The organism is Kribbella sandramycini (genome assembly GCF_013131805.1).
Classification (GTDB): Bacteria; Actinomycetota; Actinomycetes; order Propionibacteriales; family Kribbellaceae; genus Kribbella; species Kribbella sandramycini.
Genome location: NZ_JABJRC010000001.1, coordinates 163,625 through 178,165, shown reverse-complemented (window position 1 = coordinate 178,165; position 14,541 = coordinate 163,625). Strand labels below are relative to the sequence as shown.

Here is a 14,541-nt window from a genome sequence, read left to right as displayed (position 1 = left end):
TGTCGTCGATCTGGAGAAAAAGTGTCACAACTGGGCTATGCTGACGCGTATGGACAGCTTTCAGGCGACCATCGACGCCGACGGCCGGATCGAGCCGCGGGACGCGATGCCGGAGGGGTACCGCAAGACCCTGATCCGGCAGATCGCGCAGCACGCGCACTCGGAGATCATCGGCATGCAGCCGGAGGGCAACTGGATCAGCCGGGCGCCGTCGCTGCGCCGCAAGGCGATCCTGATGGCCAAGGTTCAGGACGAGGCCGGCCACGGCCTCTACCTGTACGCCGCCGCCGAGACGCTCGGCGTCGACCGGGCCGAGCTGCTCGACCTCCTGCACGCCGGCCGCCAGAAGTACTCCAGCATCTTCAACTACCCGACGCTGACCTGGGCCGATATCGGCGCGATCGGCTGGCTGGTCGACGGCGCCGCGATCGTGAACCAGGTGCCGCTGTGCCGCTGCTCCTACGGGCCGTATGCGCGCGCCATGGTCCGGGTCTGCAAGGAGGAGTCGTTCCATCAGCGGCAGGGCTTCGAGATCCTGCACACGCTGTGCAACGGCACCCCCGGCCAGAAGGCCATGGCGCAGGACGCGCTGGACCGCTGGTGGTGGCCGTCGCTGATGATGTTCGGCCCGCCGGACGCGGCTTCCACGCACTCCGAGCAGTCGATGGCCTGGGGGATCAAACGGCACAGCAACGACGAGCTGCGGCAGCGCTTCGTCGACATGACCGTTCCGCAGGCCGACATCCTCGGTCTGCGCGTCCCGGACGACGGTCTGGTTTACGACGACGCCACGGGGCACTACACCTTCACGGAGCCGGACTACGCCGAGCTGTACGAGGTGGTGAAGGGCAACGGGCCCTGCAACGAGAAGCGGCTCGCGCATCGGGTGAAGGCGCACGAGGACGGCGCCTGGGTCCGTGAGGCCGCGGCGGCGTACGCAGCGAAGCGTCAGGAGGCTGTGGCATGAGCATCGAGCCGCTGTGGGAGGTGTTCGTGCGGTCGCGGCGTGGGCTGTCGCACACACATGTCGGGTCGCTGCACGCGCCCGATGCGACGATGGCGCTGCGGAACGCGCGTGACGTCTACACGCGTCGCCAGGAGGGTGTGTCGATCTGGGTGGTGCGGGCGACCGACATCACCGCCTCGAGCCCGGACGAGAAGGACGAGTTCTTCGACCCGGCCGGTGACAAGGTCTACCGGCACCCGACGTTCTACGAGGTCCCGGAAGGCGTCGAGCACCTGTGAGCGACCTCTTCGACTACACCGTCCGGCTGGGCGACGACGCGCTGATCGCGGCGCAGCGCACGGCCGAGTGGATCGCGGCCGCGCCGCAGCTCGAGGAAGACGTTGCCCTCGGCAACATCGGGCTCGATCAGCTCGGCCAGGCCCGCTCGCTGCTGCAGTACGCCGGCTCCCTGGACGGCCGCACCGAGGACGACCTGGCCTACTTCCGCGAGGAGCGCGAGTTCCGCAACCTCCAGCTCTGCGAGCTGCCGAACGGCGACTTCGCGCACGCCATGGCGCGGCTGCTCTACTTCGCGACCTACCAGCACCTCCTGTACGAAGAGCTGCGGACGTGCGCCGACGAAACCCTGGCCGGGGTCGCGGGTAAGGCTGTCAAAGAGGTGGCCTACCACGTCGACCACGCGACCCAATGGGTGCTGCGGCTGGGTGACGGGACGGAAGAGAGCCACCGCCGGATGCAGGCCGCGCTGGAGGCGCTCTGGCCGTACACCGGCGAGATGTTCGAGTCGGATGAGCTGATCGGTCGCCTGGCGGTCGCTGTCGACCCGGCGCCCCTGCGCGCCGAGTGGGAGCGCCGTGTGCTCGCAGTGATCGACGAGTCGACATGCAGCCGGCCGGAGGCGTCGTACCAGCACACCGGCGGTCGTAGCGGTCGGCACACCGAGCACCTCGGCTATCTGCTCGCTGAGCTGCAGCATGTGGCGCGTTCGCACCCGGGTGCGACATGGTGACCGACGAGGCGATCTTCGACGCCGTCGGTGAGGTCGCAGACCCCGAGGTGCCGGTGCTGACGATTGCTGACCTCGGCGTACTGCGTGGCGTCCGGCACGAAGGCGATGAGGTCGTCGTGACGATCACACCGACGTACTCCGGCTGCCCAGCGATGGACCTCATCCGGCACGAGGTCGAGCTGACCCTGAACCACCTGGGCGTCGACGGCCGCGTTGAGACCGTGCTGTCACCGGCCTGGACGACGGACTGGATGAGTGCGGCCGGAAAGTCGAAGCTGACCGAGTACGGCATCGCGCCGCCGACCGGAACGCGTGCTGTCGGCGGTCCGGTCATGCTGTCGCTGACGATCCGCTGCCCGCTGTGCGGGTCGCCGGACACCAGCGAGCTCAGCCGGTTCGGGTCCACGTCCTGTAAGTCGCTCTGGCGCTGCAACAGCTGCCGCGAGCCCTTCGACCATTTCAAGGCGATCTGATGACTACTGTGGCGCCGCGACGGCGGGCGACGTTCCATGCGCTGAAGGTGGCGGCGATCGAGCCGATCACCGACGACTCGGTGGCGATCACGTTCGCCGTCCCGCCGGAGCTGGCGGGGGAGTACGAGTTCACCGCCGGCCAGCACCTGACGGTTCGGCGTACCGGTGAGGACGTCCGGCGCAGCTACTCGATCTGCTCACCAGCTGGCTCGGGTGTGCTGCGGATCGGTGTGAAGCGCATCCCCGGCGGCACCTTCTCGGCGTACGCCGCCCACGAGCTCCAGGTGGGTGATGAGCTGGAGGTGATGACGCCACTCGGCCGATTCGGTACGACGCTCGACCCGGCCAACGCCAAGCACTACGCGTTCGTGGCCGCGGGCAGCGGCATCACACCGGTGCTGTCACTGGTGTCGACGATACTGTCTGTCGAACCGTCCAGCCGGGTCACGCTGCTCTACGGCAACCGCACTGCGGGCTCGGTCATGTTCGCGGACGAGCTGGCCGACCTGAAGGACCGGTACGCCGAGCGGCTGCACCTGGTGCATGTGTTGTCGCGGGAGTCCACCGAGGTGGAGCTGTTCAGCGGCCGGATCGATGCGGACCGGCTGAAGCGGATGTTCGTCACGATCCTGCCGATCGCAGGCGTCGACGAGTGGTTCCTCTGTGGCCCGTACGCGATGGTCGTCGGCGCCCAAGACCTGCTGCTCGCCGAAGGCGTCGCCCGCGAGCATGTCCACGCCGAGCTCTTCCATGTCGGCGACGAAGCCCCCAAGCCCGCCGCCGAGGACACCGCCGCCGACGCGGACGCAGCCCAAGTCACCGTCATCCTCGACGGCCGCCGCTCCACCTTCGCGCTCGGCGCCAACAGCAAGCCCGTCCTCGACGCCACCCTCGCCGTCCGCTCCGACGCCCCCTTCGCCTGTAAAGGCGGCGTCTGCGGCACCTGCCGGGCCAAGGTCCTCGACGGCTCCGTCCGCATGGACACCAACTGGGCGCTCGAACCCGGCGAGATCCGCGCCGGCTACGTCCTCACCTGCCAGTCCCACCCCACCACCCCCACCGTCACCCTCGACTTCGACGCCTGAGTCCGGTATTTCGCTGGCGTGCACCTGCGGGCTGATCAAGGATGTGCGGTATGCAGATGACATTGACGCGGGAAGCGGCCGAGGTCGACCAGGCGGCGCGGATCTGGGCGGAAACGACGGCCGCCCGGGACGGCGAAGCCACCGTGCCGAGCCTCGATCTGGCCCGCCCGGTGATCCAGTCGGTCCTCGACGCTTCGCCACAGTCGTTCCTGCTCATGGCCCACTTGCCGGAAACGCCCGACGCGGTGGGCTTCGCCGCGGTGGAGCCGGTTGAGGCGGCAGAGGCGGAGCTGCGGTATCTCGGCGTCCGCCCGTCCGCGTGGGGTTCCGGTGTGGCGCGATCGCTGCTCACCGACCTGCCGACGCGGGCGAGCGAGCTCGGGTTCAAGAGGCTGCGGTTGAGCGTCTACGTCGACAACGTGCGCGCGGTTGAGCTCTACCAGCGGCTGGCGTGGGTCGCCGACGGCGCAGCGGTGCCGCACCCGCGCAATGGCCGCCTCGAACAGCGGTACGTCCTCAGCGTCGGCTGAAGCCCGGCCCCTCCACCTGAAGAGGCCGGGCTGCTTGCTGGGCCGGTCAGTCGGTGCCGGCCTCCATGGCGGCCCGGTCCAGGAGGATGTCCTCCTCGGAGGCTTCGCCGCGGGAGGCGATCGCTTCGGCGCCACCGGTCGGCAGCTCGCCGATCAGCTGGGTGGAGGCGGACAGGGCCTGGTTCTCGAGGCCGAACATGCCCAGACCGGCGTACTGCTCCAGCTTGGCGCGGGAGTCGGCGATGTCGAGGTTCCGCATCGTCAGCTGGCCGATCCGGTCGACCGGGCCGAAGGCGGAGTCCTCGATGCGCTCCATCGAGAGCTTGTCCGGGTGGTAGCTCAGCGTGGGGCCGGTGGTGTCGAGGATCGAGTAGTCCTCACCGCGCCGCAGCCGCAGCGTCACCTCACCGGTGACCGCCGTGCCGACCCACCGCTGCAGGGACTCCCGCAGCATCAGCGACTGCGGGTCGAGCCAGCGGCCCTCGTACATCAGCCGGCCGAGCTTGCGGCCCTCGTTGTGGTAGCTGGCCAGCGTGTCCTCGTTGTGGATCGCGTTCACCAGCCGCTCGTACGCCGCGTGCAGCAGCGCCATGCCGGGGGCCTCGTAGATCCCGCGGGACTTGGCCTCGATGATCCGGTTCTCGATCTGGTCCGACATCCCGAGCCCGTGCCGGCCGCCGATCGCGTTCGCCTCCAGGACCAGGTCGACCGCCGTCCCGAACTCCTTGCCGTTGATCGTCACCGGCCGGCCCTGGACGAAGCCGATCGTGACGTCCTCGGTGGCGATCTCGACACTCGGGTCCCAGTGCGCGACGCCCATGATCGGGTCGACGATCTCGACGCCCTGGTCGAGGTGCTCGAGCGTCTTCGCCTCGTGGGTCGCGCCCCAGATGTTCGAGTCGGTCGAGTACGCCTTCTCGACGCTGTCGCGGTAGGGGAGGTCGTGGGCGGCCAGCCACTCCGACATCTCCTTGCGCCCGCCGAGCTCGTGCACGAACTGCGCGTCCAGCCACGGCTTGTAGATCCGCAGCTGCGGGTTCGCCAGCAGGCCGTACCGGTAGAACCGCTCGATGTCGTTGCCCTTGAACGTCGACCCGTCGCCCCAGATCTGGACGTCGTCGTCGAGCATCGCCCGGACCAGCATCGTCCCGGTCACCGCGCGCCCGATCGGCGTCGTGTTGAAGTACGTCCGCCCACCCGACCGGATGTGGAACGCCCCGCACGCCAGCGCCGCCAGCCCCTCCTCGACCATCGCCGCCCGGCAGTCCACCAACCGGCTCAGCTCGGCCCCGTACGCCGTCGCCCGCCCCGGCACCGAAGCGATATCAGGCTCGTCAGGCTGCCCCAGATCAGCGGTGTAAGTACAAGGCACCGCCCCCTTGTCCCGCATCCACGCAACCGCGACCGACGTGTCGAGCCCCCCCGAAAAGGCAATCCCGACCCGCTCACCAACTGGCAATGACGTAAGCACCTTGGACACAGGAAAAGTATGCATCCCCCTGAATGATTATGCAAGCCGCCCCCCCCCGAACCCGCCCGCGATGCGGAGCGAGCCCCCCGGCCATCGGCGGGCCTCCGATCGCTCCGCCGGGCGAAGCGAGGCTGTTTTGCCTGGGGTGGGCAGGGGCGAGGTGTTGTTGGTGGGGTTAGTGGGGTTGGAGTGAGAGAATGGGCGTCTGCTGGGAGGGGAGTGAGGCGCATGATGGGGCGGTCGCATGCCTTGTCGGGGTGGGTTGCCGGGTTGGCGGTGGCTCCTTTGGTGGGATTGACGTCGGTGGCGGAGGTGGTGCCGTTCGCGGCGGCGACGGCGGGGTATGCGCTGGTGCCGGATCTGGATCACCCGGGCGCGAGCGCGTCCCGGTTCCTCGGGCCGCTGACCGGGCTGATCTCGGCCGTCGTCCGGCGGTTCTCGGGGGCGCTCTACAGCCTGACGAAAGGCCCGCGCGACGAAGACGGCACCGGCCGGCACCGGCACGCGAGCCACACGCTCGTGGCGGCGATCGGCCTCGGCTTCCTCGCGGCCAGCCTCGGCGACCGCGGTAAATGGGCCGTGCTTGCCGTCGCACTGGCCGGTCTCCTGCTCGCCGTACACGTGCTCGGCGACTGGCTCCTGGCCGCCGTCGTCGGAGCCGGCGCCTGGACGGTCTTCGGCGCCGCACTACCCGGTACGACGGCCGCGGACGCGCTCCAGGCCGGCCTGAGTGGCATCGGCGGCTGGATCGGCGTAGCGGTCGGCCTCGGCATGTTCACGCACTGCCTGGGCGACAGCCTGACCCGCTCCGGCTGCCCGTGGCTCTGGCCACTCCCGATCCGCGGCGAGACCTGGTACGAGCTGCGCCTCCCGAAGCTGCTCCGCTTCCGCACCGGCGGCTGGGTCGAGCGCCTCCTGATCGCCCCGGCCCTGCTCGCGGCCGGCGTACTACTCCTTCCCGGCGTCTACCCGTTCATCATCTCTACGATCAGTGACGGAGAAACTACTCAAAGTGTGCACAGAATTTTTTCCGGACTTTTTTCGTGGAACGTGTAACGACTCCTGGGCCCGGCCCGATAGGACGAGTGAGCCTGATGGCTGCCCGGACCCCCGAGCGGACAGCCATCAGGCCTACTCATTTCTTCGAGGCAGTGGAGCGGTAATCTGAGCCCCATGTCCTCGCCTCTTCCTTTCGGCCGTCTGACCACGGCCATGGTCACCCCCTTCCGCCCCGACGGCGCGCTCGATCTCGCCGCCGCGCAGAAGGTGGCCGCCCACCTCGTCGACGGCGGGAACGACGCCCTGATCCTGAACGGGACGACGGGCGAGGCCCCGACCACCTCCGACCAGGAGAAGACCGACGTCATCCGGGCGGTCCGCGAGGCCGTCGGCGATCGCGCCAAGCTGGTCGCCGGCGTCGGCACCAACGACACCGCCCACACGATCGAGCTCGCCCGGCAGGCCGAGGCCGCCGGCGCCGACGGGCTGCTGGTCGTCACGCCGTACTACAACAAGCCCCCGCAGGAGGGCCTGCGCGCGCACTTCACGCAGGTCGCCGACGCGACCGGCCTGCCGAACCTGCTCTACGACATCCCCGGCCGGGCCGGCGTCGAGATCAGGTCCGAGACGCTGATCGCGCTCGCCGAGCACCCGCGGATCGTCGCGGTCAAGGACGCCAAGGGCGACCTGGCCGCGACCACCAAGGTGCTCGCCAACACCGATCTGTTCTACTACTGCGGTGCCGACGAGCTGAACCTCGCCTCCCTGGCGATCGGCGCGGTCGGTATCGCGAGTGTCGTGGCCCATGTCGCGAGCCCGCAGTACCGGCAGCTGATCGACGCCGCCGTGGCCGGCGACCTCGCGACCGCACAAGAGATTGATCGACGGCTGGTGCCCGCCGTCGAAGCGATTATGACCATTACCCAGGGCGCCATCATGGTGAAGGCCGCGCTGCAGCTGGCCGGCGTCCTCGACCACGCGACCCTGCGGTCGCCGCTGGTCGGGGCGACGCCCGCGCAGGTGGACCGACTCACCACCGACCTGAAACAGGCAGGACTGATTGCATGAGTCATCCCCATCCGCATCTCGACGCGCCCGGACCGCTGGCCCCGGGCGCGCTGCGGGTCATCCCGCTCGGCGGCCTCGGTGAAGTAGGCCGGAACATGACCGTGTTCGAGTACGACGGCAAACTGCTGATCGTCGACTGCGGCGTGCTCTTCCCCGACGAGAACCAGCCCGGCGTGGATCTGATCCTCCCGGACTTCCAGCCGATCCGGGACCGGCTGGACGACGTCGTCGCCGTCGTGCTGACCCACGGCCACGAGGACCACATCGGCGGGTTGCCCTACCTGCTGCGTGAGCGGGGCGACATCCCGGTGATCGGGTCGCAGCTCACGCTCGCGCTGCTCGAGGGCAAGCTGAAGGAGCACCGGCACCGCAACGTGCCGCAGCAGACCGTGGTCGAGGGCGAGAAGCTCCAGGTCGGCCCGTTCGTCTGCGAGTTCGTCGCCGTCAACCACTCCATCCCGGACGCGCTCGCCGTGGCGATCCGGACGCCGGCCGGCCTGGTCCTGCACACCGGCGACTTCAAGATGGACCAGCTCCCGCTGGACGGCCGGATCACCGACCTGAACGCGTTCGCGCGGCTCGGCGAGGAGGGCGTCGACCTGTTCTGCGTCGACTCCACGAACTCCGAGGTCCCCGGTTTCACCACCCACGAGCGCGATATCGCCCCGGTGCTGGACGGCGTCTTCACCAAGGCGAAGAACCAGCGCATCATCGTGGCCTGTTTCGCCTCGCACGTGCACCGTGTGCAGCAGGTGATGGACGCCGCGGTCAAGCACCGCCGCAAGGTCGCGTACGTCGGCCGGTCGATGGTCCGCAACATGGCCGTCGCCCGCGACCTGGGCTTCCTGAACGTGCCCGGCGACACGCTGATCGACATGCGCGAGCTGGAGAACTACCCGCCGGAGCAGGTCGTGCTGGTCTCGACCGGTTCCCAGGGCGAGCCGATGTCGGCGCTGTCCCGGATCGCGGCCAACGACCACCACGTCGTCCAGATCCAGCCGGGGGACACCGTCGTCCTGGCCTCGTCGCTGATCCCGGGCAACGAGAACTCGGTCTACCGGGTGATCAACGGCCTCACGCGGCACGGCGCGAACGTCATCCACAAGGGCAACGCCCTGGTGCACGTCTCCGGGCATGCGAGCGCCGGCGAGCTGCTGTACTGCTACAACATCGTCAAACCGCGCAACGTGATGCCCGTGCACGGCGAGATCCGGCACCTGCACGCGAACGCCGAGCTGGCGATCCAGACCGGCGTCCCGCGCGAGAACGTGGTCGTCGTCGAGGACGGCGTCGTGGTCGACCTGATCGAGAAGAAGGCCGTCGTGGCCGGCAAGGTCGACTGCGGGTACGTCTTCGTGGACGGCTCGACGGTCGGCGACATCACCGAGACCTCGCTGAAGGATCGCCGGATTCTCGGCGACGAGGGTTTCATTTCGGTCATCGCTGTGATGGACTCCGTCACCGGCAAGCTGACGGCCGGTCCGGAGATCCAGGCTCGCGGGTTCGCCGAGGACGACACTGTCTTCGACACCCTGAAGCCGAAGATCGAGGCGGAGATCGAGAAGGCGATCGGCGGCGGCGTGGACGACATGTACCAGCTGCAGCAGGTGATCCGCCGGGTGGTCGGCAAGTGGGTCAGCGACACCCACCGCCGCCGCCCGATGATCATCCCGGTCGTCGTGGAGAGCTAGCGCCTCGTGCGCCCCGTAGCTTGACGCTAACGTTGCCCAGGCACGCACCTCGCGCCACTTGGCCAGCGCCCACGATGCTCCGCATCGAGGCCACTGACCAAGCACCGCGATGCACGCACCTGACCACCGTTATCGTTCAACCTACGGGGCGCAAGAGGCGCTGAGACAAAGGGGAGTGGGCCGGCGATGAGCATCAACGGTGTGAACGGCACGGGCCAGCGCCGGCCCACGATGAAGGAGGTCGCGGCCCGGGCCGGGGTCGCGCTGAAGACGGTCTCCCGGGTCGTCAACGAGGAGCCGAACGTCAGCCCCGAGCTGACCGCGAAGGTCCAGGCCGCGATCAAGGAGCTGAACTACACGCCGAACGAGTCGGCCCGGATGCTGCGCCGCGGCCGGACCGGCACGATCGCCGTCGTCATCCGCGATATCGGCGACCCGTTCTTCGCCTCGCTCGGCCGCGCGGTCGAGCTGTGGGCGCGCTCGTCGGGCTCGGTCGTGATGATCGGCCTCACCGACGAGGACCCGGACCGCGAGCGCGACGTCTGTCTGGAGTTCGTGGCCCGGCGTCCGGACGCGCTGATCATGGCGCCGATCGGCGAGACCCAGGAGTACCTGGCCCCGCATGTGGACGCCGGGATGGCGGTCGTCACGATCGACCGGCCGGCGCACGGGATCGAGGCGGACGCCGTGCTCGCCGACAACGCCGGCGGGATCGACCAGGCCATCGACCACCTGGTCCGCCAGGGGCACCGCCGGATCGCCTACCTCGGCGACGACGAGCGGATCTTCACCGCCCGCGAGCGGGTCGTCGCCTACCGGGCCGCGATGGCCCGGCACCGCATCGACGTCGACGAGGACCTGGTGCACCTGTCCGAGCCGACGACCGAGGGGATCGGCATCACGCTGTCCGCCGTCCTCGATCGCCCCGAGCCCGCGACCGCGCTGCTCTCGGCGAACAACATGACCACCGCCGAGGTGCTGCGCGGGATGGCCGGGCGGCGCGACCAGGTCGCCCTGGTCTCCTTCGACGATCTCGCCCTCGGCGACCTGCTCAGCCCGGGCCTGACCGCCGTCGCGCAGTCGGCCGATGTGATGGCCCGGACGGCGATTCAGCTGATGACCGAGCGGCTGCCCGAGCCGCACCGGCCCGGGCGCACCGTCCGCGTGCCGGTGAAGCTCACGATCCGCGGATCAGGCGAAATCCCGCCCAGCTGAGCCGGCCCGCAGCTGCGCGGCGAGCGGGCAGTCGAACGGGTCGCGGGCCTGGATGCCGACGTTGTTCAGGTAGTTGATGACGACCTTGTACGACTCGACGATCCCGACCTCGGTGTACTTCACGCCGTGCAGCTCGCAGTACTCGTGGACGATCGGCTGCACCTTGCGCAGCGTCGGTCGCGGCATGCTCGGGAACAGGTGGTGCTCGATCTGGTAGTTCAGCCCGCCCATCGCGAAATCGGTCAGCACGCCGCCGCGAACGTTCCGCGACATCAGCACCTGGCGACGCAGGAAATCGATCTTCATCCCCTTCGGCACCAGCGGCATTCCCTTGTGGTTCGGGGCGAACGCGGCACCCAGACAGAACCCGAAGACCGCTAGTTGGACGCCGAGGAACGCAGTGGCCTTGCCGACCGGCATCAGCAGGTACAGCGCACTCACATACGCCACCAGCCGCGTAACGACCACACTGAGCTCGACACGACTCGCACCGCGCTGGCATAGCTGCCGCAGGCTCGATGCGTGCAGCGCAAGCCCTTCCAGTGTCAGCAGCGGAAAGAACAACCACCCTTGCCGTGCAGCGATCCACTGCCCGACCGGCCCTCTCAGGGCAACCGCCTCTGGTGTGAACGCGATCGACTTCAGCTGGACGTCGGGGTCCTTGTCCACCTGGTTCGGTGCGGCGTGGTGACGCGAGTGTTTGTTTCGCCACCACGTCACACTCATTCCGGCCACGCCGCCGGCCAGGATCCGCGCAGTCAGGTCGTTCCGCGCAGCCGACTCGAAGATCTGCCGATGCGCGCTGTCATGACTCAGAAACGCCACCTGGACGAGCACGAGCCCCAGCAGCGCCGCCAACACCAGCTGCCACCAGGAGTCACCCAGCACGACGACGCCCGTACCGACACCAACCAGCGCTACGGCCACCAGACTCATCCGCACGTAGTAGTACCCCTGTCGCCTACGCAGCAGGCCCAGCTCTCGCACTGTGCGCAACAGATCGGTGTAGAGGCTCACGTACTGCTCCTGAGTGCTCACGCGGCCAGCATCGACCGACGGCATGAACGCCGTCGCACCGTGGCGCAAACCGGACGCAGCCGGTGACCGTCCACCCAGGTGCGCCATTCTGACTCCGTGAATCGCGCTGCGCTGGAACAACTCCGCTCCGAGGGCGACGGCTGGGATTGTCTCGGCAGCTTCACCGACCGCGGCATGCACAAGCTCCTCACCCACCTCGGCTGCGAGACACCACCTGACACCGACTGGTCGGAACGGGTTGCCGCAGCCGCAGACGCCGGCCGCACCCGGCTCAAGTCGTACTTGGACGCAGACGACCCAGAAGTTCGCGCCACCGTCACCCAGGTACTTGAGTGGTGCTGGGACGACGCCGTGGCCGGACTTGCGCTGCTGCGGCGGTTGCTGACGGGGGAGTCCAATCAGGTGGTGCGAGTTGGCGCTTTCCTGGCCGTTGCTCGCCTGGCGAGTTCGCTTCCCATCGGACATCAGCTCAGGGCGGAGACCGATGCCTGGCTGACAGCAGTAGCTACCTCCGGCCCGCTGTTGGACCGGTTCGCGGCGGGGCTCGGCGTCCTGTTGTACAGCGGGCGAACGCTCTCTGCGGCAGCGGTCGATTCGATGGCCGTCGCGCTGCCGGTCGCCTACCAGCCGTACTTCGACCTCACGGCCGAGCTCCCGCAGCAGATCGTCGACGAGTGCCTCAGCGATCAGCCCGCCTCCCGGCTGCGCTTCCAGCTCGGCCTGGCCGCGAACACCTGGCGCCCGCCGACGTTCCTGGAGACAGCTGGTCTGGTGGCGCGGACGTCGATCGAGCACGGGCTGGACGCCGCTCAGATCGAACAGCTCATGGCAGCGATCGCCAGCGCGATCGTGGACCCACACGCCGACGCTGACACCAGGCTGCGCGCGGTACGTGCCCTCGGGGCGTTTCCGCTGGGCTCCGTTCGTCCGGTAGCAGACCAGGTCGCAACTGCCGTTACCGCCGCCGACCGGCCGCTGCGCGAGGCCGCCATGACCGCCCTGGCCCGCACGGGCGACGTCCGAGCGCTACCTGCGTTGCTGGACGTCATCCGCGCCGGCAGCCGGACCGAGGGCTCGGGATTCGACCACACCGCCATCGGCGCGATGCGCCCGCACGCGGCTGCGATCCTGCCGGACGTCGTCCGACGCTTCGCCGCCGTCCAACCGGTACAGGTCACCCGATACGACGACGGCTCGTACTCGACGCGAGGCGGGCTGGACGGTCTGGATTGGCTGCTGCTCGACGGCCTGGCGCTCTGGCGTGGCGCGGCGGCGTCCGTCGTACCCCAGTTGCAACGGCTGTTGGCGATGTACGAGGCGTACGACGGGCCACGTGACCACTGGCAGACCCGGAGCACGACGCTGCTTCGGAGCGCTCTCGTCGCAATCGAGGAAAGGGGTCATCGGTAGTTCACTCGCGGGCCATGCGAGCGGATCACGCTTGTCAGCATGAACTTGAGTCGCCGCCAACTCTTGGCCGCATCCTCAGTCGCCGGCGTTGCCCTGGCTCTGCCAGAAGCCGCGACTGCATCCGTCGTCCGCCGGGACCGGCCCGCACTGCCGTCCGGGATCATGTCGGGTGACGTCACTGCCAACTCCGCGGTCGTCTGGTCCCGCACCGACCGCAAAGCGCGGCTGGTCGTCGACCTGACCAGCCACGGCCGTTTCGACCGGGCGATCCGTCTGCGTGGTCCGGTCACCGGTCCGGACGCCGACTACACCGCACAGCTGCCGCTGAAGGGCCTGCGGCCGGGGCAGCGCTACGACTACCGCATCGCCTTCGAAGACGCGTACGGACGCCGGGGTGAGTCTCAGGCCGGCTCCTTCGTCACACCGGGCCGCAACCGGGGAGTGTCGTTCGTCTGGACCGGCGACACCGCTGGTCAGGGCTACGGCATCAACCCGGACTTCGGCGGCATGATCGCCTACAAGGCCATGCACCGGACCCGTCCGGACTTCTTCCTGCACTCCGGTGACAACATCTACGCGGACGGGCCGATCGCGGCCGAGGTCAAGATCCCGGACGGGACGGTCTGGAAGAACGTCGTCACCGAAGAGGTCGCCAAGGTGGCCGAGACGCTCGCGGAGTACCGCGGCCGCTACAAGTACAACCTGCTCGACCAGAACGTCCGCGACCTGTACGCCGACGTCCCGGTCATCAGCCAGTGGGACGACCACGAGACGGTCAACAACTGGTACCCCGGCGAGATCCTCGAGGACTCCCGCTACACCGAGCGCCGTGTCGACGTCCTGGCGGCACGGGCCCGGAAGGCGTTCCTGGAGTACCTGCCGATGGCCCACACGGCCGGCCGGAACCGCATCTACCGCAAGGTGAGCTACGGCCCGCTGCTCGACGTCTTCTGCCTCGACATGCGCACCTACCGCGACACCAACCCGGCACCGGGCGCCACCGGGCCGGTCGCCATCCTGGGCGCCGAGCAGGCGCAGTGGCTGGTCCGCGAGGTGGCCTCCTCCAAGGCGACCTGGAAGGTCATCGCCAGCGACATGCCGCTCGGAGTCCTCGTTCCGGACGGACCGCTGATCGAGGCCGTCGCCAACGGCGTCGCCGGCGCACCCGGCGGCCGCGAGCACGAGATCGCCTGGGTGCTGAGCCAGTTCAAGAAGCGCAAGGTCCGCAACGCGGTCTGGCTGACCGCCGACGTCCACTACTGCGCCGCCCACCACTACGACCCGTCCCGCGCGGCCTTCACCGACTTCGACCCGTTCTGGGAGATCGTCGCCGGCCCGGTCAACGCCGGCACCTTCGGCCCGAACGCGCTCGACCCGACCTTCGGGCCGAAGGTCGAGTTCGTCAAGGCCGCCGACTTCCCGAACCAGCCGCCCAGCGGCGGCAACCAGTTCTTCGGCCACGTCGCTATCGACCCCCGCACCGGCGTCTTCACCGCCTCCCTCCGCGACCTCTACGGCAAAGTCCTCTGGACCAAGGACCTCAACCCCGCCCGGCACTAATGGGCAGTCGTACCCACCTGCCTCC

14 protein-coding genes are annotated in these 14,541 nt (G+C 68.9%); 12 read left to right on the top strand and 2 right to left on the bottom strand.

Annotated features, from left to right (window positions below; translation table 11 throughout):
- The first annotated feature begins 49 nt into the window (after positions 1–49).
- Genes paaA through HPO96_RS00690 form a run of 6 tightly spaced genes read left to right on the top strand, consistent with a single transcriptional unit; the run spans position 50 to position 4,064 of the window.
- Complete coding sequence (gene paaA, locus HPO96_RS00715) at positions 50–967, top strand: 1,2-phenylacetyl-CoA epoxidase subunit PaaA (RefSeq protein WP_238354660.1); 918 nt, start codon at positions 50–52, stop codon at positions 965–967.
- Positions 964–1,245: a 1,2-phenylacetyl-CoA epoxidase subunit PaaB gene (gene paaB, locus HPO96_RS00710; RefSeq protein WP_171670107.1), complete on the top strand. Its 282-nt coding sequence runs from the start codon at positions 964–966 to the stop codon at positions 1,243–1,245. Before paaA ends, paaB begins: the two co-directional genes overlap by 4 nt.
- Complete coding sequence (gene paaC / locus HPO96_RS00705) at positions 1,242–1,976, top strand: 1,2-phenylacetyl-CoA epoxidase subunit PaaC (protein WP_171670106.1); 735 nt, start codon at positions 1,242–1,244, stop codon at positions 1,974–1,976. Before paaB ends, paaC begins: the two co-directional genes overlap by 4 nt.
- Positions 1,970–2,449 (top strand): 1,2-phenylacetyl-CoA epoxidase subunit PaaD, encoded by a 480-nt coding sequence (gene paaD, locus HPO96_RS00700; protein WP_171670104.1) that lies wholly within the window; start codon positions 1,970–1,972, stop codon positions 2,447–2,449. The genes paaC and paaD overlap by 7 nt, the downstream gene beginning before the upstream one ends.
- Entirely contained in the window at positions 2,449–3,534 is a 1,086-nt protein-coding gene (gene paaE / locus HPO96_RS00695) for a 1,2-phenylacetyl-CoA epoxidase subunit PaaE (protein WP_171670102.1), read from the top strand. The genes paaD and paaE overlap by 1 nt, the downstream gene beginning before the upstream one ends.
- Positions 3,535–3,584: 50 nt before the next feature.
- Positions 3,585–4,064, top strand: coding sequence for a GNAT family N-acetyltransferase (locus HPO96_RS00690; protein WP_171670100.1), 480 nt, complete (start codon positions 3,585–3,587; stop codon positions 4,062–4,064).
- Between the two features lie 46 nt (positions 4,065–4,110).
- On the opposite strand, the gene argG is transcribed toward HPO96_RS00690, so the two are convergent.
- Positions 4,111–5,544, bottom strand: a complete 1,434-nt coding sequence (gene argG, locus HPO96_RS00685; RefSeq protein ID WP_171670099.1) for an argininosuccinate synthase — start codon at positions 5,542–5,544, stop codon at positions 4,111–4,113.
- A gap of 219 nt (positions 5,545–5,763) precedes the next feature.
- Here argG and HPO96_RS00680 point away from each other — a divergent pair, with 219 nt between their 5' ends.
- The 4 genes from HPO96_RS00680 (at position 5,764) to HPO96_RS00665 (ending at position 10,508) form a co-directional block, all read left to right on the top strand.
- A complete protein-coding gene (locus HPO96_RS00680; protein WP_337796452.1) occupies positions 5,764–6,591 on the top strand; it encodes a metal-dependent hydrolase in 828 nt (275 codons plus the stop codon).
- 117 nt (positions 6,592–6,708) lie between these two features.
- Entirely contained in the window at positions 6,709–7,602 is an 894-nt protein-coding gene (gene dapA, locus HPO96_RS00675; RefSeq protein ID WP_171670097.1) for a 4-hydroxy-tetrahydrodipicolinate synthase, read from the top strand.
- Complete coding sequence (locus HPO96_RS00670) at positions 7,599–9,293, top strand: ribonuclease J (protein WP_171670083.1); 1,695 nt, start codon at positions 7,599–7,601, stop codon at positions 9,291–9,293. Before dapA ends, HPO96_RS00670 begins: the two co-directional genes overlap by 4 nt.
- 186 nt (positions 9,294–9,479) lie before the next feature.
- The gene (locus HPO96_RS00665; protein WP_202885442.1) at positions 9,480–10,508 is read left to right on the top strand and encodes a LacI family DNA-binding transcriptional regulator; all 1,029 of its coding nucleotides are present in this window, start codon (positions 9,480–9,482) and stop codon (positions 10,506–10,508) included.
- Here the strand turns inward: HPO96_RS00665 and HPO96_RS00660 are convergent.
- The gene (locus tag HPO96_RS00660) at positions 10,485–11,546 is read right to left on the bottom strand and encodes an acyl-CoA desaturase (RefSeq protein ID WP_337796451.1); all 1,062 of its coding nucleotides are present in this window, start codon (positions 11,544–11,546) and stop codon (positions 10,485–10,487) included. The genes HPO96_RS00665 and HPO96_RS00660 overlap by 24 nt on opposite strands.
- Before the next feature lie 96 nt (positions 11,547–11,642).
- On the opposite strand from HPO96_RS00660, the gene HPO96_RS00655 reads away from it, so the two are divergent.
- Entirely contained in the window at positions 11,643–12,956 is a 1,314-nt protein-coding gene (locus HPO96_RS00655; protein ID WP_171670080.1) for a HEAT repeat domain-containing protein, read from the top strand.
- Positions 12,957–12,995: 39 nt separating this feature from the next.
- Positions 12,996–14,516: an alkaline phosphatase D family protein gene (locus tag HPO96_RS00650; protein WP_171670078.1), complete on the top strand. Its 1,521-nt coding sequence runs from the start codon at positions 12,996–12,998 to the stop codon at positions 14,514–14,516.
- Positions 14,517–14,541 lie beyond the last annotated feature (25 nt).

Bases quoted from the DNA above. Each gene is read 5' to 3' on its own strand.
- paaA (WP_238354660.1), top strand. From the start codon at position 50: ATGGACAGCTTTCAGGCGACCATCGACGCCGACGGCCGGATCGAGCCG.
- paaB (WP_171670107.1), top strand. From the start codon at position 964: ATGAGCATCGAGCCGCTGTGGGAGGTGTTCGTGCGGTCGCGGCGTGGG.
- paaD (WP_171670104.1), top strand. From the start codon at position 1,970: ATGGTGACCGACGAGGCGATCTTCGACGCCGTCGGTGAGGTCGCAGAC.
- paaE (WP_171670102.1), top strand. From the start codon at position 2,449: ATGACTACTGTGGCGCCGCGACGGCGGGCGACGTTCCATGCGCTGAAG.
- HPO96_RS00690 (WP_171670100.1), top strand. From the start codon at position 3,585: ATGCAGATGACATTGACGCGGGAAGCGGCCGAGGTCGACCAGGCGGCG.
- HPO96_RS00680 (WP_337796452.1), top strand. From the start codon at position 5,764: ATGATGGGGCGGTCGCATGCCTTGTCGGGGTGGGTTGCCGGGTTGGCG.
- dapA (WP_171670097.1), top strand. From the start codon at position 6,709: ATGTCCTCGCCTCTTCCTTTCGGCCGTCTGACCACGGCCATGGTCACC.
- HPO96_RS00670 (WP_171670083.1), top strand. From the start codon at position 7,599: ATGAGTCATCCCCATCCGCATCTCGACGCGCCCGGACCGCTGGCCCCG.
- HPO96_RS00665 (WP_202885442.1), top strand. From the start codon at position 9,480: ATGAGCATCAACGGTGTGAACGGCACGGGCCAGCGCCGGCCCACGATG.
- HPO96_RS00650 (WP_171670078.1), top strand. From the start codon at position 12,996: ATGAACTTGAGTCGCCGCCAACTCTTGGCCGCATCCTCAGTCGCCGGC.